The organism is Novosphingobium panipatense (assembly GCF_900182875.1).
Taxonomy (GTDB): domain Bacteria; phylum Pseudomonadota; class Alphaproteobacteria; order Sphingomonadales; family Sphingomonadaceae; genus Novosphingobium; species Novosphingobium panipatense.
In genome coordinates, this window is record NZ_FXUI01000013.1 from 20,123 (window position 1) to 36,435 (window position 16,313).

General features: G+C 64.7%; 20 protein-coding genes. 2 read left to right on the forward strand and 18 right to left on the reverse strand.

The window, feature by feature from the left end; genetic code table 11:
* Window positions 1–123: 123 nt before the first annotated feature.
* From QOL62_RS15575 to QOL62_RS15635, 13 genes are all read right to left on the reverse strand, one after another.
* On the reverse strand, window positions 124–669 hold the full coding sequence (locus QOL62_RS15575) for a hypothetical protein (RefSeq protein ID WP_240511527.1): 546 nt from the start codon (window positions 667–669) through the stop codon (window positions 124–126).
* A gap of 121 nt (window positions 670–790) precedes the next feature.
* Window positions 791–2,053, reverse strand: a complete 1,263-nt coding sequence (locus QOL62_RS15580) for a hypothetical protein (protein WP_240511526.1) — start codon at window positions 2,051–2,053, stop codon at window positions 791–793.
* Window positions 2,054–2,195: 142 nt separating this feature from the next.
* Window positions 2,196–2,597 carry a type II toxin-antitoxin system VapC family toxin gene (locus QOL62_RS15585; protein ID WP_048938827.1) on the reverse strand — a complete coding sequence of 134 codons (402 nt, stop codon included), beginning with the start codon at window positions 2,595–2,597 and terminating at the stop codon, window positions 2,196–2,198.
* A 3-nt stretch (window positions 2,598–2,600) separates the two neighbouring features.
* Window positions 2,601–2,834 (reverse strand): antitoxin, encoded by a 234-nt coding sequence (locus tag QOL62_RS15590; RefSeq protein ID WP_010338822.1) that lies wholly within the window; start codon window positions 2,832–2,834, stop codon window positions 2,601–2,603.
* Window positions 2,835–2,869: 35 nt separating this feature from the next.
* On the reverse strand, window positions 2,870–3,676 hold the full coding sequence (locus QOL62_RS15595; RefSeq protein WP_086493709.1) for a PRTRC system ThiF family protein: 807 nt from the start codon (window positions 3,674–3,676) through the stop codon (window positions 2,870–2,872).
* Window positions 3,666–4,319 carry a PRTRC system protein A gene (locus QOL62_RS15600; RefSeq protein WP_379511692.1) on the reverse strand — a complete coding sequence of 218 codons (654 nt, stop codon included), beginning with the start codon at window positions 4,317–4,319 and terminating at the stop codon, window positions 3,666–3,668. The genes QOL62_RS15595 and QOL62_RS15600 overlap by 11 nt, the downstream gene beginning before the upstream one ends.
* Window positions 4,320–4,321: 2 nt before the next feature.
* Window positions 4,322–5,152, reverse strand: a complete 831-nt coding sequence (locus tag QOL62_RS15605; RefSeq protein ID WP_086493730.1) for a PRTRC system protein B — start codon at window positions 5,150–5,152, stop codon at window positions 4,322–4,324.
* Entirely contained in the window at window positions 5,101–6,276 is a 1,176-nt protein-coding gene (locus QOL62_RS15610; RefSeq protein WP_283406921.1) for a hypothetical protein, read from the reverse strand. Before QOL62_RS15610 ends, QOL62_RS15605 begins: the two co-directional genes overlap by 52 nt.
* A gap of 87 nt (window positions 6,277–6,363) precedes the next feature.
* The gene (locus QOL62_RS15615) at window positions 6,364–6,570 is read right to left on the reverse strand and encodes a PRTRC system protein C (protein ID WP_086493729.1); all 207 of its coding nucleotides are present in this window, start codon (window positions 6,568–6,570) and stop codon (window positions 6,364–6,366) included.
* Between the two features lie 53 nt (window positions 6,571–6,623).
* Window positions 6,624–7,052, reverse strand: a complete 429-nt coding sequence (locus QOL62_RS15620) for a PRTRC system protein E (protein WP_086493706.1) — start codon at window positions 7,050–7,052, stop codon at window positions 6,624–6,626.
* A gap of 34 nt (window positions 7,053–7,086) precedes the next feature.
* Window positions 7,087–8,859 (reverse strand): PRTRC system ParB family protein, encoded by a 1,773-nt coding sequence (locus QOL62_RS15625; RefSeq protein ID WP_240511524.1) that lies wholly within the window; start codon window positions 8,857–8,859, stop codon window positions 7,087–7,089.
* Window positions 8,856–9,071, reverse strand: coding sequence for a hypothetical protein (locus tag QOL62_RS15630; protein ID WP_086493705.1), 216 nt, complete (start codon window positions 9,069–9,071; stop codon window positions 8,856–8,858). Before QOL62_RS15630 ends, QOL62_RS15625 begins: the two co-directional genes overlap by 4 nt.
* Before the next feature lie 84 nt (window positions 9,072–9,155).
* Complete coding sequence (locus tag QOL62_RS15635) at window positions 9,156–10,352, reverse strand: DUF932 domain-containing protein (RefSeq protein ID WP_086493704.1); 1,197 nt, start codon at window positions 10,350–10,352, stop codon at window positions 9,156–9,158.
* Between the two features lie 184 nt (window positions 10,353–10,536).
* Here QOL62_RS15635 and QOL62_RS15640 point away from each other — a divergent pair, with 184 nt between their 5' ends.
* On the forward strand, window positions 10,537–12,312 hold the full coding sequence (locus QOL62_RS15640) for an ABC transporter ATP-binding protein (protein ID WP_283406922.1): 1,776 nt from the start codon (window positions 10,537–10,539) through the stop codon (window positions 12,310–12,312).
* Here QOL62_RS15640 and QOL62_RS15645 read toward each other — a convergent pair.
* The 5 genes from QOL62_RS15645 to QOL62_RS15665 form a co-directional block, all read right to left on the reverse strand.
* A complete protein-coding gene (locus QOL62_RS15645; RefSeq protein ID WP_240511522.1) occupies window positions 12,294–12,602 on the reverse strand; it encodes a hypothetical protein in 309 nt (102 codons plus the stop codon). The two genes, QOL62_RS15640 and QOL62_RS15645, sit on opposite strands and share 19 nt — an antisense overlap.
* On the reverse strand, window positions 12,599–13,078 hold the full coding sequence (locus QOL62_RS15650) for an N-6 DNA methylase (RefSeq protein WP_240511521.1): 480 nt from the start codon (window positions 13,076–13,078) through the stop codon (window positions 12,599–12,601). Before QOL62_RS15650 ends, QOL62_RS15645 begins: the two co-directional genes overlap by 4 nt.
* Before the next feature lie 63 nt (window positions 13,079–13,141).
* Window positions 13,142–13,840 carry a hypothetical protein gene (locus QOL62_RS15655; protein WP_086493702.1) on the reverse strand — a complete coding sequence of 233 codons (699 nt, stop codon included), beginning with the start codon at window positions 13,838–13,840 and terminating at the stop codon, window positions 13,142–13,144.
* 98 nt (window positions 13,841–13,938) lie between these two features.
* Window positions 13,939–14,553 (reverse strand): hypothetical protein, encoded by a 615-nt coding sequence (locus QOL62_RS15660; protein ID WP_086493701.1) that lies wholly within the window; start codon window positions 14,551–14,553, stop codon window positions 13,939–13,941.
* Window positions 14,546–15,031 (reverse strand): hypothetical protein, encoded by a 486-nt coding sequence (locus tag QOL62_RS15665; protein WP_086493700.1) that lies wholly within the window; start codon window positions 15,029–15,031, stop codon window positions 14,546–14,548. The genes QOL62_RS15660 and QOL62_RS15665 overlap by 8 nt, the downstream gene beginning before the upstream one ends.
* Window positions 15,032–15,223: 192 nt before the next feature.
* Between QOL62_RS15665 and QOL62_RS15670 the strand changes: the two genes are divergently transcribed.
* Complete coding sequence (locus QOL62_RS15670) at window positions 15,224–16,312, forward strand: Ros/MucR family transcriptional regulator (protein ID WP_283406923.1); 1,089 nt, start codon at window positions 15,224–15,226, stop codon at window positions 16,310–16,312.
* The last annotated feature ends 1 nt before the right edge of the window (window position 16,313 follow it).

Below are 16,313 nucleotides of genomic sequence, written 5' to 3' on the forward strand. Positions count from 1 at the left end.
GCCCCAGCCCTCCTCCCCGCTCCGCTCCCCCGCCCGCGCACACCCTCCATGATACGCGTCGGAAATCGGCGGCTATGCTACGGGAGACGTAAGTTGTCGGGATGTAAGGGGCGGTTGCCTCGATCAGTTTGCCGCAGAGCTGATCGCCGCATTGTCGTAGAGTGGCGTATCTCCGGGCTGCCAGTCGCCTGCGAGCCAGATGCGACCGTTATAGCTGATCCTGGCAATAACCGTGTCGCCGATGGTCAGCTCGGCTTCGGCAAAGTCCCTCGCACCAAGACCACTGCGGTCACGGCGCTGGCAGTAACAGCGCGACGCCTCAGCCCAGTCGCGCACCGGGATCGGCGAATAACCCGGTTGCCGCAACAGCAGGGGCGTTCGGTTGCGATTACCGGCAGGACCATAAAGGGTTCGCCGGACGTGCCCTGCATAAGTAGCGACAGCCGACCAATAGGCCGCCATCACGGCCTTGTGCCTGTTCCAGTTCTGGTGCGCTCTCGCGCGAGCTTCCTGCTGAAGGTCGCTGAAAAGAAGCGCCAGAAGCGCGCGCGTATCGAGGTCGATAGTCGCAAGGATGCGCGCCGCGGGAAGCGCGAGGACCGGGTTGCGGACTTCGGCACGGGTCGATCTCGGGCAGTCAGCCTGCGCTCTGCCCGGTTCAGCGGTCATCGTCGATTGGCGCCGGCTGAAGTATTGTCGTTTGCGCGTTTTTGGCGGACATGGCGGGAAAGTTGGGCATCTCGTGCATGGGATCCTCCCAGTTTGTCTGGTCGTGCAGTGGGCGGCGCGGTCAGGCCGCCGCGTCGCGATGATGCGGGATGGCAGATGCAAACCGGCGCAGCATCCCCGCCATGTGCCTGCGCATATGGTCCTTGTTCGTAATGATCGCTTCGGGGCTTAGTAGTTTGCCCTGCGGCGTCATGAAGCCGATTGCGGGATCGCCATCGCGTAGTTCGATAACGATGCGGTGTCCGCGTGGCTGGGCTTTACCGGCATAACGGGCGACGAATTCGCCGAGGCGGCCGGACAGCCCCTGCGCGAGCTTGGTCCAGCGGATATGGCCGCCGGCGAGGACCTCGCCCTCGCATAGTCCGCGCTCGAGCCAGGCGCGCAATTGCGCGCGCTGCTGGATCGCCGAATTACGCGTGCGCTCCATGGTTCGGCAGAGCGGAAGCATGCCGGCATGTCGGTCTATCCAGGCGAGATCTTCGCCGTCGGCGATGATCAGCAGGTCGTCCGGTTCGATCCCGGCAAACATGGCGCGTAACTGATCGGCTGGATCCCCGATCTGGTGAAGGTCCGCACTGCGCCACGCACGAAAGCCCCGACCGACGTCGGCTATGATGATATGCGCCATTTCATGCCGGGGCTGTGCCTGGAGCATGGTCATCAAGCCTGCTGCGGCATTCGATGCAGTGGCGGCACCGATGATCACGGTGCGTTTCGACCATAATGCGGGACGCGGCGCGTCTGTCGGAGACGGCCAACTGCTCGGAGCCGGCCTTGCAACCCGGGGCGTTGCGGAAATCGGCAATGGGTCTCCGGTTCGCGCGGTAGCCGCGAAGGAACGCCTGGCCACGTCGAACAGATCGTCGAAGCAGCCACCGCCGTCGCGGAAGCCCTGGGCGTAAGCGGGCGAGGTTTCACCCGGCGGCGCGGAAAAATCGCGAGGCTCCCAGCCAGCCTCCGCGGCGTATCGCCCCTGGGCATAGAGGACTGCAGCGTCCCAGTTATAGCCATGCTGGGAGCGTGCCTGGAGGATGGCCTGATCGAAGGGCCTGATCTGGCCGCTTGCTACGCGCCTCTCGACGCAGGCAAAGTTTGCGCGCTGTCGCTCGCGTTCGGCTTCCTCACGGATCGCGTCGTTGAACGGGCGGAGCGCGGCGACGCGCGCGCGGCTGCGCGCCATACGTTCATGCAGCGGTGCTTCGGAAGGAAGGTCCGGATAGTCCGTCCATACCGATGCCAGTACATCGGCATGCTCCGGGCGGCGGCCATGCGCGATCCAGCAAGCCGCGCTTGCAGGATCGAAGGCGGCAGGATCGATCGTCACGCCACAAGTGGCAGGGCTGCCGGCGCTGACAGTACGAGGTGAGCATGGGGCGATCTCCCTGGGATCACCCTTCTGCCCTCTCCCTTCCCTTCTTCATGCTCGCTGACCACGAGAACCCCGGGAACGCCGTGCGAACCTGGCGTCAGGTCGTTCGAAGCCAGTTCACCAGCTGCAGGCCATCGACCCGCTCGAATTCGCGGATGTTGTCGGTAACGAGGGTCGCGCCGATTGCAAGCGCATGGGCGGCGATCAGCATGTCGTTAGCGCCAATCGGCGTGCCACGGCGCTCGAGGTCGGCACGCAGACGCCCATAGCAGGCGTCGGCATCGTCCTTGAGCGGCAGCACTGCAATGAGAGACAGCAAATCCTCGATCTTGCTTTTCAGGCGCGGCGATCCGCGCTTTTCTGCGCCATAGCGCAGTTCGCCGGCAACGATGATGCTGGTCGCAACCGCATCCTCGCCGACATCGGCGATAGCGTGGGCGACCATGCCATCGGGCTGTCGGATCAGGTCCGACAGGATATTCGTATCGAGCAGGAACATGGATCAGATGTCGACCGGTTCTGCGGGCAGGTCCTCGATCGGGCCGATCTCTTCATCGAGCGGCTCCCATGTCTTGAGAACGGCAAGGAGGGAGCGCGGACGGGCGGGTTCGATGATCAGGCGGGAGCCTTCCTTGCGGATAATGGCGTCCTCGCCCGGAAGTTCGAACTCACGGGGAATGCGGACCGCCTGGCTACGGCCGTTCTTGAACAGTTTGACGTGACGCTCGAGGTTCATGGCGACTCCTTGGCATATGACATAGCCTATACAGTCTACGAATGCGAGATGTTTGCGTGTCCAGCTGCTGCCTCAAGTGATGCGCCATTCGCGAAAGGAAGCGGGATCGGAACGGTCTGACCGCTGGCCAGATTGATGAAGGCCCCGGCATGCCCGATCGAGCCGCGCCCGAGAAGATCGAAGAGCAGCGCGAGCGCATGGCTAGCCAGGACGCGATTGACGAACAGCGACTGACGCTCGAGCGCCTCGGCGACCGAACAGGATGGCGCATTGTCTTCAGCCACGCTGTCGTCGGCGAGTTCCGGAAAGGCTTCGAGCACGGTGGGAAGACGGGGGCGATCGCTGTGACTGGTGCGCCGCGGACAGCCGATCAGGTATTGGCCGTCGCCGGCACGGTTGCCGAGGTCCATCCAGTAGACGGGCGGATTTCTGCCGGTCTGCAGAGCCGCCCCCAGCGCCCGGCGGGCCGCAGCGGTATCGACGCAGCTGATCAGCATGTCGAAGCCGTCGATCCCGATCGCTTCAGGAGCGCGTCCGTGAACCGCCTCCCAGGCAAGGCCATGCGCGAGATTGATGCGCTCGGTCAGCGTACGCGCCTTGGAATGGCCGATATCGCAGCGGTAGAAAGGCTGACGCCCAAGGTTCGCCTCGGTGACGATATCGTCATCGACCACGGTGACGTCGAGCGAGCGCGAGGAGATCGCGCGTAGCGCCGTATCAAGCGCGGCGAGACCCATCAGCATTTGCGCTCCGTTCCCACCGCATCCGACCAGCAGGATCGTGATCGCACGATCGTCAAAGCCGGCAGGAAGATAGTGCCGCCGGGCCTGATCAGTCTGCATCGGGAACTCCTGCAAAGGGACAGCGCGGCAAGGGCAGGAACATACCGCCCGCACAGAGCCGTGCAGCCATGGTGGGACCATCGGGATGATCGAGACGTCCGAAGACGATCGCTATCTTGGTGGCATGGGCATCATCGGCGTCGTCGGTGGCGCTGAAGAATGCACGGCCGCGCGCGTGGCTGTGGATGTCACAGACCATGTGCCAGTCAGGCGGCAGCCTGGGCATGCGATAGACCAGTCGTGTCGGCGTCGCTTCATCGATATCGGGGAACTCGACGGCAAATTCACGGCTCGCCTCGTTCCACAGGATGAATGCGGCGGCCTCATTCGGCAGGGCTGCCTTCAGAAATTCCAATATCTGCACGAAATAACGCCGGGGTATGAGGCCGCAGCGTAGATCGGCCCGCGATGCTCCGATGCTGCCATAAGGAACATAGCCCGCGATGGGGGACGCAATCGGCACGTCCAGCGCCAGCCACGGGCGGCGCAGGATCAGCATCACACCGTCATGGCCGATGGCGAGACCATGCCCGATGCGAGAAGCGCGCAGCGCCTCGATGACGGGCGACCTGCCGAAGGGCGGCACCGGATAGCAGGGCATGGCGTCAAGCACCGCCGCTGCCGTCGCATCATCGGCGAGCATCGTCATACCCGTGAGCGTGCGATGAGGCGGCCTACCGTCACCGCGCAGGCGGCGGGCCTTCGCTGGCCTCTCCCCTGCCCGGCCGTGCCGGCGCCGAAAGGCTTGAGACGGCTCACCGGAAACCGGCGCGCGCCGCGCGCCGCCAGATCGTCCCAGAGCCGCACCAGCCCGCCCTTCCCGCGTATCGTCCGGTCCTGCCCGGGATTGGGATGCGTCGACCAGGAGTCGAACAGCGCGCTTTCATAGGCGGGAATGGAGGCGATGCTGAGCGCCCTGGGTTTCGGGATGTTGCCCCAGCAGAGACGCCCGTCGGCGAAGACGTTGAGGATCGGCGAGTGCAGAACCGGCGTCTCGGCGCCAGGGCGTTCATTTGCCGGGAGCGCATAGACGCCAAGCCCATGGCGCGTGGCGATCAGGAGATGAGGCGGATAGGGAACCGGCAGCGTCGTTCGCGCCGCCAGCGCATGGAGATCGGCAGGAGGATCCGACAGCGCGAAATGAGCCGGGCGCACCTCAGCCGGCACCCACCAGGCCAGCATGTCGGGATGAGCGACCAGCACATGCTCGGGGAGAAGCTCGGGCTGGGCGGTACGGCCAAGCGCCTGTGACCACTGCCGCAGATGCGCGCGCGTCAGCGGGCTCCCGGCCGCGATCGTCGGCGGGCCATCGCCACCGAGTTCCACGGCATGGATGCTGGCGAAGGCAGCCGTATCGATCGAAGAGGCGCCGCAGGCTTTGAGATGCCGCGGTGCCTGATTCGCATAGAGCAGGATGGCGTTCGTCAGGACGAGACCGCCGCCGCTCGCTTCGAAGTGGGTGCTATGGTCGGACATGGGTGGCTCCTGGCCTTGGGTGGATCGAAGCGGATGAGGTTCTGGACCGTGAGGAGGAACTGTGCGCCGAGCCGCAGCGAGGCAAACCAGTCATCGATGCAGGCTACATCCGGCAGCGGGCAGATACCGGCGATGTCCGTGAACCCCATTTCCATGCCGCTGCGCATGACATCGTCGAGTTCGCGGGCGAACGGCACGAAGGGAACCAGCGTCAGCGGCGGGAGCGAGGCGCATTCTTCGATGCCGGGAAGATATGCGCTCGCGACCTCGAAATCGAAGTGCCAGGCGCCGGCTTCGGGCAAGAGTGTGCCAAGCACCTCCCGCGCAGCACGCACATCCGCCAGCTTGCGACGCAGGGCAGCAGGAAGCCGGCTCGGCGGCGCCGCGTTCGCTGCGATCATCCAGCCCGGGCGGCGCTCGTTCAACTGCGAAGGGAGCATGTGTCCGTCGAGATCCACGGCGTCCGCGCCGTGACATGCGATCAGGCTGCGGCGGGCCGCTTCGTCATCGATTTCCCCCTCCCAGTAGTACATGGACATCTCGTCGAAGAGATCCTGGTAGCTAAAAACCGGCAGCACGCGCCCCAGCGTCTGCTCGAGCGCCCGGTAGGCGGCGGCGCGCCAGGCGGTGGGCGCATCGCCGGTTTCGATCCATCCAAGGTCAAGCTGTCCCATGCTGTCGCAGATGATGGCAATCGCGGGCGGCCCATCGGCCTCGCTGTTGAGCACGGCGATGCGCAGATCGATGATATCGATCGGGTCCAGGATTTCACGCACGGCGGCATCGAACACCGCCTCGATGTGGCGGCGAGCTTCGAACCGCGTACGGGCGCTCGCATCCTGTGCCCGGGACGCGGCCCAGCGTCCGATCACCCGGTGATGCGGCGCCAGCGGCGCGTCGAAGATCGCCGGGACATCGGGTGATAGCGCGACGGCCCTGCCCGCAAGGTCGCCCGCAAGATCACTCGCGAGATCAGCCAAGCGGCGGGAGGCGAAGTCCGGTCGGCGGCTGGAGCGGTTCTCGGAACTCGCCCGCCCCGCCCGGCTTGTCGTCGACGATCCGCGCATGGAGGGCTCGGGCCTGAGCGCTACAGGCTGGCGGGGTGAAACCGGCAGTGTCGCCATCGTCCGTCTCGATCCAGTCCAGGAGGGTTTTGCGCAGCGCTGGCGGGATGGTCGCGCCGCGGCGTCGCGGCGCCGTCGGCACCGGGATCAGCCCTTGGTGCCGACGGCGCGGCGATATTCGGTGACATGCGCGCCGCCCATGATCCCGGCATCGACCGTCTCGGCGTTGAGGATCGCCGGGTAGAGCGTCGCATGATAGGCGCGCAGCGCGGCCGGGTCCTGCGCGAGATGCGGCGGGACGGGCAGGTCGATGCCGTCATAGCGATAGGTTCGGGTGAGATGATCGATCTGCATGACTGTCTCCGGGAGATAGAAGGAGAGATGGAGCGAGGTTTCCGCGCCGTAATTCACCAAAGGCTGGCGGGCTCTTCGGGCTTGGCGTCGGCCGGCGGACTGCCGGAAGCGTGCGCGGTCGCGCCAGCGGCCACCGGTTTCGGCGTCGGTTTCGGTGTCGGTGTCGCCGCCTTGGCCTTCGCGGCCGCGGCAGCGCGAGCGGCTTGCGTCGCCTGGCGCTGCTCTTCCAGTTGGTCGGCGAGCGCCTTGCGACCGGCGATGAGCTGGCCGAGCGCGCCATCCTCGCCGCGCGCAAGTTCGGCATCGATCTCGGCGGCGCTCGCGGTGAGCGAGATCGGCCGGAGTTCGCCGGCGTCAGGCTTGTGGCCGCCTTCGATCATGCGCGGGATGATGGTGAGCGTCACCATGCCCTCGGGCCCGGCGACAAGATCGCAGCCCAGCGAATAGCGGGCGAGCAGCGGGAGCAGGCTGGTTATCAGCATAGGGAGACATCCTTCCGGGAGAGCGAGGGAGCGTTCAGGCGGCGAGGTCCGTGATCGGAACCTCGCTCGCGGGTGCGACTGGGCACGCAGGCGGTGGCCCATATGCGCCGTCGAGGGTCATGGCGCTCGGCAGACGCCCTGCCCACTCGAAGCCGAGTGCGTGGAGCATGCCGGCGATGAGATCGGTCTTCTTCTGGCCCAGCAGTTTCGCGAACGCCTTCTCGCCGATGTGTGCGATCAGCCCGCATTCGCGTGCAATGAACCTGAGTTCGTCCTTCAAGTAGCGTTCGAGGAAAGTCTTATCGACGTGCCAGGCATCGCGGAGATCGACTGCGAAGACCCGCGCCAGGTCGGCGACATGATCGAAACTGGTGACATCCTTCGCATAGGCCGCGCCGATGGCGGATAGCACTGTCGCGGCCTGCGGCTCCGGCAGCTCTAGGATCGCGGCAATCTGCTGGCTGAAATCGAGATCGGGGAAGGACCTACCAACCAGCAGCCCGGCCCGCCCGCGCAATGTCTCCGCCTTGATCTGCGGGAGCGTGCCTGACATCGCGGCGACCAGGATCGTGGCCTGGGCATGGGCGGGATTAGCGGCGAGCGCGCGAGCGAGCGCGGTGCGCCAGGTCGCCTCGCGCAGTTCCCTGCTACGGATGGCGATCGACCGGGCGGTGACGGGGGACTTCGGCGTGTCCGGCTTCCTGGCGCCAGTATCGCTCGCGGCGACCGGCACCGCTTGATTCCCGGCATCATTCATAGAAGATGCCGCTTGCTCATCCTGGAGATGGAGGGAGGGCGCACCGCTAATCTCGCTGTGGTCGTCGTCATCACCATCGGCAGCGTCAGCAGCATCGGCATCGGCATCGGCTTCGATATCCGGACCTTCGATAGCGTCGATCTCGTCCTCGGCCTCATCACCACAGGTATCGTCGTCAGCGGAAACCTTCGCAGTCCGTGCGGCCTTTTCAGCGCATTCCTCCTGTTCGAAGCGGATCATTTCGGCGGTCTGGGTCTTGAGTTCGAAACACCCGGCATTGGTGCAATGCCCGTCCTCGATATGCGTCTCGAACAGGGCGCGCTGCGCCGCGGAGTTGAACGGGCAGGCCAGGCACTCGCTCTTATCGAAGCAGGCATGGGCGAGATCCTGGGTGACCCGCATCAGCAGGTCGCGGGTCTTCCCGACGTCGAGACCGGAGGCGAGGATCGTCTCCAGCGCTTTCTCCTGCTTGTCGGCGGGAACGGCGGCGAGCAGTTCGGCATGACCCAGCTTGATCCGGCGCTCGTCGAGCGCGTGCTTGACCGGCTCGCAGAGGCCAGCGAGCGCGAGACGGCGATCGAGCTTGGTTTTCGACCACCCGAGCCGGCGAGCGGCTTCGCCGCGATCGTCCTGGCAGGCGGCAAGAACGCGGACCGCCGCATCGGCCTGCTCGGTTTCCGAAGCATCGTCGCGCACGTCGTTCTCGTCGATCGCCGCCTCGAGGGCCTCCTGGTCAGTCATCTCGCGGATGATGACGGGGACTTCGCCCTCGGGCCCAAAGGCCTCGAGCGCCGCACGGTAGCGACGCCCCCCGGCGACGATGAGATAGCCATCGCCTGTCTCCGTGGCGGGACGAACGAGTATCGGCTGGAGCATTCCGCGCAGCCGCAGCGATGCCACGAGTTGGTCATGCTTTCGGCTGTCGAAATAGCGGCGCGGATTATATCCGGCGCTGATGCTGGCGAGCGGCAGCGTGGTGGCGGGCGGGGGCGATGCGGCGATCAGCGCGGAGATTCCCGTGCCGAGGCGGCGGGTACGAGCGCGGGTCATGAGCCGGACCGCAGGGTGGCGCTGCGGCTGAGCCCGGGAATGCGCGGGTCGTCATAGACGCTGCTTACCGACATCTGCAGCGCCTGCTGGCGGGCGCTGAACCAGGTCGAGGCGGTGACTGTGTAGCTCTGGGTGGCATAATGCTCGCCGTCGCTGAAGAAGGCGACGTCCACGGTGAAATCGGAAAGGAAAACATCGGACGGGGCACGCATGGCCTTATCCTTTCATGAGCAAAGCCGCCCCGGTGGAAGACCGGAGCGAGCGATGGAGGGGAAATTCGGATCGGGAAGTGCGCCTCAGAGCGCCTGTTCGAGCAGCTTTCGGGCCTTGCCTTCGAGTTCGAGGCGGCTGTCCTGATGCGGCCTCGTGCGGGCCAGCGCGGTGATGCCCTGCACGAAATCATAGACGCTCGTGGGCGGATGCCCTTCCTCGGCGAGGACCGTCTGGATGATCTTCGTAGTCTCGGTTTTCGAGAAGCCGCGCCGCCGCAGGAAGTCGTCGCGATCCTCGTCCTTGCGCGCGACGATACGTTCGCGCGCGGCGTTGATGCCGGTGATGAAGTGCTGCGGGGAGGAGTTCGCGAAGTGCTCGAGCGCCGGGGCGGCCTGGTGCGCGAAGCGGGCGCCGGCGAACTTCGAGTGGCGGATGTTCACTTCCTCGAAATTCTCCACGCCCCACAGGCACCTGTTCGCGCACACGCCCCGGAGATAGAATGTCGCGATGCCGAGGGTTTTGGAGCCGACCTCGGAATTCCAGGCATAAAATCCGCGAAAATAGAGGTCGGGATCGCCGTTCGGCAGTTTACCGGCCTCGATCGGATGGGTATCATCGACCAGAAATACGAAGACATCCCTGTCCGAAGCGTAGAGCGTGGTCGTCTCCTTCGTTATATCGACATAGGGGTTATAGCTCATGCTTCCCCAATCGATCGTTCCTGGGACTTTCCATCGTGTATCGCCAACGCCGTCCCCGGCGAATGCCATGATGGCCTGTATCAGTTCCCAGTCGTACACCCTGCCATACTGACTTCCGGTCGCAGCCCGCAGTTCTGTTCGGCCATCGTCGGTCTGCAATATTTTGACCTGTTCGCCTCTGTGCGTGACAAGTCCGTGCTGGAGATTGAGACCGGCGAGCGCCGCGGGCAGCTGGCGCAGATAGGAGGCGGGGGCGCCGACGAGGCTCGCGACCTGGCCGAAGGACCAGTTGGTCGGTGTGAGCGGACGCTCGTCGCCAGGGGCGATCAGCGTGAGCCGTTCGGGATCATCGCTTCTCGCCTCGACCCGGATCGCGCGGCTTTCGACGGTCCGGGTGGTCGAGCGATCGGCGCGGGCTCGCACGCTGTCGTAGAGGCTGGAGAGCGAGAGGAATTTTTCGTCGTCGGGCCTGGAGAACCATTCCGAGGATACGCGGCCGCTGCGGCCGCCGCGCGAGACGTCGATGCGATAGGGAGCGGACACGGGGGGCGTGTCGGTCATGCGGGCCATGCTCGCCATGGGAACCTTCTCCTTGAGCTTGAGGGTAACGGGACGATCCACGTCTCCCGTCACCTCCCCGCACCCCCTTCCCCCCTTTCCGCGTCATGGGATCGCGCATTCCAAAGGGCCTGATTTGGCGCTAGGATAGCGACCGCGTTCCAAATCCTCCTTCTGGCTCATCGATCGCCAGGAGGTCTGTACAGTGACGACATTTGGAATATTGGCGCGGTTGACGCAGCTGATGCTGTCGGCCGGCCTGGGTGCAAGGCGAAGCCTGTTCGAGGCCTTCACCCTCGAAGCCCTCGTGATCGCGATGGGCGTTGCCGGACCCTACGCCCTCAAACTCCTGATCGACATGCTGGCAGCTTCCTCGGAATCGCGCCTGTATCTGTTCGTCACCGTGATGCTGTTCGTGGGATGCTGGGCAGGCGCATCGATCCTCGAAACCGCGAGGCTGTCGTGCACCGCGAAAATGGTCGATGCGCTGGCGCGGCATTACACCATCCGCGCGCTCGCCGCGGCCCTGCCCGAGATCACCGCGGCGCGCGACAGCCGCAGTGGCCGCGTTCCCGGCATGCTGGAGCGCCTGCCTTATAGCCTGACGCTGGTCGTCGAGGGGCTGATCTGGCGGCTCGGGCCAGTGATGCTCCAGGCCCTCGCCAGTCTCGTGGTGATCGCCGGCCTGATCCGGCCCTGTTATGTCCTGATCCTGGCGCTGACGCTGGTGGGTTTCCTCGCCGCGACCTGGCTCGGCGCCAGGCGTCACCGCATTCACGCCGATGCGACGAATACGGCGGCATCGCATGTCTCGCGCACCATCGGCGATATCGTGCGCAACGCCCGCCGCGTGGTGCTGAACGGCGCGCTCGACCGCGAGCTGCGGCATACCGGCGCTGCCCTCGGTTCGAAACGGTACGCGGCGGCCGGCATGTACCGTTCGCTCACGCTCATGGCCGCGCTGCAATTCTGCGTGGTAGGGCTCGGCCTCGTGGCGCTGCTGCTGCTCGCCGGTCTCGATGTCGGCCAGGGGCGCATGAGTGCGGGCGATTTCGTCCTGCTCCAGACGTACGCCTTCCGGCTGACCGTGCCGCTCAGTTCGCTTGGCTATATCCTCGCGCAAGCGGGGGTGGCGATCGCCAACATCCGCGACGTCCTGACGTTTTCGACGGTCGAAGAAGAGGACAGCGCCCCGGTCCCTGGTCTTACAGCGTCGTCAGATCTTGTCGCCGAGAATGTGAGCTTCCGCTACGGCGAGAGCATGCCCGGCGTGGCCGGGATATCGGTGCATGTGCCGGCTGGTTCTTTCGTCGCGATCGTCGGTCCCAACGGTTCGGGCAAGTCCACGCTGGCCCAGCTTCTCGCAGGCGTGCTTACCCCCTCTTCCGGCAGGATCGCGGTGGGCGGGATAGATATCGCGACGATCCCCTGGGCGGATCGGCATCGCCATATCCTCTATGCGCCGCAGTTCATCGGTCTGTTCAACCGGTCCCTGCGCGAGAACATCCTTTATCCCCCGGCGAACCAGTCGATCGGCGATGTCGAGGAATTGCTGCACCTTTGGCGTTTCCACGAGCCCGGCAGGTCGATCGACTTCGAGATGGAACTCGGGGAACAGGGCGAGCGTCTTTCGGGAGGCCAGGTCCAGAAGCTGGAACTCGCACGGCTGGCAGGCGTGGACGTGCCGGTGCTGATCCTCGATGAAAGCACCTCCGCGCTCGATCCGCGCAGCGAGGCGAACGCGATCGCGAAATTGCGAGGCAGAGCCGGCGGGACAACCACGCTCATCATGATCACACATCGGGTGGCGACGGCGCAGTCCGCGGACCAGGTCCTGTTCATGGAGGGCGGACGGTTGGCAGGATGCGGCACGCATCGGGAACTTATGGATCGTCACCGATCATACCGGCAATTGTGGTTGGAGGAACGCTCGGCGAAGTTGCCTGATGCTCAATGGCCGGATCAGAAGAGGCTGAGTTGACGTGATATCGGCGCTGGTTTGTTGCAGTCGGGCGCGCGGGTAGTTTCCCTACGCGAGCAGACCGTGCTCGCAGCGTCGACGAGCGGGATCATATCGATCGGAGTTTTGCCCTCGGGCGTTGACGCAAGCCGGGCCGTCCAACCACCCAGGATATGCGCCGGTGTGAACCACTGTTCGCGGATCTCACCGGAAAGGGCATTGCCGACGATCAGCCGCGCGGGAACATGCAGCAGCGACAATTGCGCATAGGCCATGTGGACTGCGCGGGGATCGATATCGATCGCGGTCACATGGAGGTGGCGCTGGTAATTGATACCTTGCGACGCAGGACGTCGGTAAGCGCGATGACCATGCTACCGGACCCGCATGCCGGCTCCATGGCGGTAAGATGTCCGCGAGTTTCTATGCTTTCCCGAAGGGTGGCGGGATCGCCGATCAGCATGTCCGCCATCGCTCTGCTGAGCGAATAGGGCGTGAAGAACTGGCCCTTCGCCTTGTTGTGCAATTCGAGATCATGGAACAGCGCGCCGAGCACGTCGCTCATTCCCGCTTCCAGCGCCAGGGCAAGTTCGGCCATGACCCGTGGGAAGCTTTCGACGACGTCGGCGCCGTAGCGCCCGATAATGTCTAGGTAACGGGCTTCGCGCCGCGCACGCTCGCGCAGGTCGACGCTGTTGGCGATCGCGATCGCGATCGCCTCCATGCAATGCCCGAACACGGTGTAGATATCGTGGCGCGGCTGGCAGCGCTCGAGGAGCTTCCGCATGGCCTTGAGATGCGGGGCATGGGCTGCGGACGCATCCGAAGCAAACGATGAGGCTACCATCGTTCAGGCCGCTGCTCGCCATTCATACAGCAGATGGGCATCCGGGTCGTGATCAGAGCCGATGGAAATGCGCACCAGCTTGCCGTCGCAGGCGAAGGCAGCGGCGCGCGGGAAATCGAGATGGCTCCTGCCTTCGAGGATGAGGTCGCCCGACCGTACCCTGGTTATCGTGCGGGTCGTTCCCAGCGATCGGTGGCCCGCCGGCGCATCGATGAGTTTCAGGCTGTCGCCCGGCTTCACCCGCTTCTTGAACGCGGCGAGCGATACCAACGCTTCGACCGGATTCCTGGGACCGCGCCTCTGCGCAAGCGCCGCCCAATAGGCCCGCCCGATCCTCGCTTCGCAGAAGAAGGAGCAACTGTGGAAGCCCTGGAGCACATTGGCGCACGTGAAACCGAACCGCTCCATCTGGTCGCGCACTTCCACGATAAACGCGTTCTGCCTATCGCGCTCGGTAAGGTCGGCAGGCGTATCGAGGATTTCGGCGGTGATCTTCCGGCCGCCCGCAAATTTACTCGTGGTGATCGAGAAGCGCGCATGCGTGAACTGGTCGGCGAGATGCCGGCCCATTCGTGACGCAAGGGAAGGCAGATCCTCGCCAGGGCGGTACAGGTCTCCCTGGTACTGGAAATTGCCGCGTTCGTCGTAGTCGGTCTGGCTATAGAGGCGCGCGGGCGCACCCGGCGCGGTGACGTCGGTCATGGGTCTATCCTTGTTTTGCGGAAGAATGGCGCGGCGGGACGTGGCGGCGTCCTCGCCACAGGTCGCTTCACGTCATGCGACTGACGAGGCGATCGAGTTTAAGGTGCCGCACCGACCGAGCTTTGCCGTGCGGCGATCCAGTCGAGATAGCCGAGGCGGGTCTCGTCATTGGCGACTTCGGTTTTCCAGTCGGACGCGGCATGGACCAGGTGATCGCTCCAGGGATCGGCAGCGGGCTGCAGCGCCTTCGACAGTCCCTCGGCAGTCTCGCCGAATTCGATCCGGTCGGCAAAGATGGCGCACCAACCGCCCCCCGTGTCCTCGGGCCGGGGACGCGAGGAGCCATAGCTCCACGTAAAGCCGATCGGTGCTTCACCCAGCGTCTGTCGGCAGCAGCGCTGGATCAGCGCGGCGATGGCGTCGGGTTGAAAATCGCTGTCACCAGAGATCGACACCCTGCACGGATCGGCTCGGGTGATCTGGATCTCGGCACAGAACCGGGGAAACCGAGGATCGTCGAAGATGTCGAGCAGGCCATTGAAAGGGTTGCCCAGTTCGACCGGCGGGAAAGCCGTGAGGAATTCTGCGCTCGGGTCGCCCGGCGCCAGCTCGTTGTCGAGGTCAGCGGCATGCTGCCACGCCTCTTCGATCAGTGCGGCTTCCTGCGCCGTACAGGTGAAGGCGACCGAGCCCTGAACATAGTGATCAGCCATGGGTGATCTCCGAGATGACGACATCGGTTGGCTGGTCTTCCACGATAACCAGGGGAGGCGGATTCCTGCGTGCGCGCTGGTAGTCCGCTTCGATTGTTTCCATGCTTCCCAGTTTCCGGATGCGCTCGATGGAGAAGACCTGCTCGTCTTCCTCGGTGGTCAGGACCGGCTGTGGCTCGCCGTTACCCGTGTAAACGATGCGAACCGACGGGAAGCTTCCGGGAGAAGCGCCAGACCAGCGAACATAGTAGAGACCGTGCCGGTGACAGATTCCCTCGATCTCTTCGAAACAGCCGTTGGCCACATCATGATCCATGAGCGCGAGCGGCTTACCGGCCGGGATATCGTCGGGATCGAACGGCGTGCCGTCCCAATCGACAGCCGGATTATCGGCTTTGATCGCCTCGATCAGTTCGGGATATCGGGATCGGGCGAGTCTGCCGCCGATCAGGATGTGCGCGGATACGCAGTTCGTCATGTTGCACCTCATGGATTAGCGAGACCTCGAGCTGGTTTTCTGCTCTACTCCTCCCCCTTCCCTTTCTGCGGGCTGACGGACTTGTTTCACTGACGACTTGCATGAGGCGTGGGAACAGGCTTAGCTTTCCGGCAATTCTTTTTCGGCAAGAGCCAACTTCCCTGTTGTCTTCCCTTAGCCTGGAGTTTTTGCGTGGCCGATACCGAGCAGCCCGATCTCACTGCAATGACGGTGCAGTTACTGAGCGCCTATTTCTCGAACAACCAGGTGCCGGCCGGCGACATCGCCGGGATCATCGAAGCGACACGCGGCGCGCTCGAAGGAAAGGGCGAAGCCGAAGCGCCCGCGCCAGTCGAGCATGTTCCTGCCGTATCGGTGCGCAAGAGCCTGGGCTCGCGCGAGCACATCATCAGCATGATCGACGGCAAGCCGTACAAGACACTGAAGCGGCATCTGGCGACCAACGGCCTGACCCCGGCCGAATATCGCGAGCGCTATAAGCTCCCGCGGGACTATCCCATGGTGGCTCCCGCTTATTCTGAACACCGCCGTGCCGTCGCTGCCAAGCTGGGCCTCGGAAGAAAGGCGAGCGAAACAGTACAGAAGGAGGCGCCCGTCGCCGAACAGGCCGTACAGGAAGCCGCTCCGACGCACGCCCCGGTGATGGAGCAGAAGCCGAAACGCACGAGCAGAAAAGCCAATACGGCGACGCCCGCCGATGAGGTTGCCGGCATTGGCTTGGCGCAAACGCCGGAATCCACACCGGCTCAGGTGCCGGAAAAGCCCAAGCGCTCGCGCGCAAAGGCGCCTGACGCCAAGCCCGCGACCGAGGCTCCCGTGATCGCCGTCGAGACGCCGGAAGCCGCACCCATGGCATCGGCCACACCGGGTGTCTCGGCTGCGGCCGCACCCGCCCCCGCACCCGCACCCGCACCCGCACCCGCACCCGCACCCGCACCCGCACCCAGAAAGGCGAAGGGCGCAGCCACAAAGTCAGTCGCAAAGAAACCGGCGGCGAAGAAGGCATCCCCAAAAACATCCAGCGGTGCGAAGAAGCCCGCCGCTGCCAAGGAAGCTGCCGCCCCGTCGACCACTCCGGAAACCCTGACTCCTGAAGCGGCGAAAGCGGAATCGTCCGCGCCTGCCCTCAGGAAGAAGAAGCTCGGGATCGTCACCGGCGCTAAGTTCGCCGCATCGCCGAAAGCCAAGACACCCAGCAAGCGTACGAATGCCCCGAAGAAGGACGCAGCCAAGGTTGATACACCGGCATCCGCGGAATGAT

Excerpts from the sequence above, each read along its gene's own strand:
- QOL62_RS15575 (WP_240511527.1), bottom strand. The coding sequence starts at position 669 with ATGACCGCTGAACCGGGCAGAGCGCAGGCTGACTGCCCGAGATCGACC.
- QOL62_RS15585 (WP_048938827.1), bottom strand. The coding sequence starts at position 2,597 with ATGTTCCTGCTCGATACGAATATCCTGTCGGACCTGATCCGACAGCCC.
- QOL62_RS15590 (WP_010338822.1), bottom strand. The coding sequence starts at position 2,834 with ATGAACCTCGAGCGTCACGTCAAACTGTTCAAGAACGGCCGTAGCCAG.
- QOL62_RS15595 (WP_086493709.1), bottom strand. The coding sequence starts at position 3,676 with ATGCAGACTGATCAGGCCCGGCGGCACTATCTTCCTGCCGGCTTTGAC.
- QOL62_RS15600 (WP_379511692.1), bottom strand. The coding sequence starts at position 4,319 with ATGCTCGCCGATGATGCGACGGCAGCGGCGGTGCTTGACGCCATGCCC.
- QOL62_RS15605 (WP_086493730.1), bottom strand. The coding sequence starts at position 5,152 with ATGTCCGACCATAGCACCCACTTCGAAGCGAGCGGCGGCGGTCTCGTC.
- QOL62_RS15610 (WP_283406921.1), bottom strand. The coding sequence starts at position 6,276 with ATGGCGACACTGCCGGTTTCACCCCGCCAGCCTGTAGCGCTCAGGCCC.
- QOL62_RS15615 (WP_086493729.1), bottom strand. The coding sequence starts at position 6,570 with ATGCAGATCGATCATCTCACCCGAACCTATCGCTATGACGGCATCGAC.
- QOL62_RS15620 (WP_086493706.1), bottom strand. The coding sequence starts at position 7,052 with ATGCTGATAACCAGCCTGCTCCCGCTGCTCGCCCGCTATTCGCTGGGC.
- QOL62_RS15625 (WP_240511524.1), bottom strand. The coding sequence starts at position 8,859 with ATGACCCGCGCTCGTACCCGCCGCCTCGGCACGGGAATCTCCGCGCTG.
- QOL62_RS15630 (WP_086493705.1), bottom strand. The coding sequence starts at position 9,071 with ATGCGTGCCCCGTCCGATGTTTTCCTTTCCGATTTCACCGTGGACGTC.
- QOL62_RS15635 (WP_086493704.1), bottom strand. The coding sequence starts at position 10,352 with ATGGCGAGCATGGCCCGCATGACCGACACGCCCCCCGTGTCCGCTCCC.
- QOL62_RS15650 (WP_240511521.1), bottom strand. The coding sequence starts at position 13,078 with ATGCGGAAGCTCCTCGAGCGCTGCCAGCCGCGCCACGATATCTACACC.
- QOL62_RS15655 (WP_086493702.1), bottom strand. The coding sequence starts at position 13,840 with ATGACCGACGTCACCGCGCCGGGTGCGCCCGCGCGCCTCTATAGCCAG.
- QOL62_RS15660 (WP_086493701.1), bottom strand. The coding sequence starts at position 14,553 with ATGGCTGATCACTATGTTCAGGGCTCGGTCGCCTTCACCTGTACGGCG.
- QOL62_RS15665 (WP_086493700.1), bottom strand. The coding sequence starts at position 15,031 with ATGACGAACTGCGTATCCGCGCACATCCTGATCGGCGGCAGACTCGCC.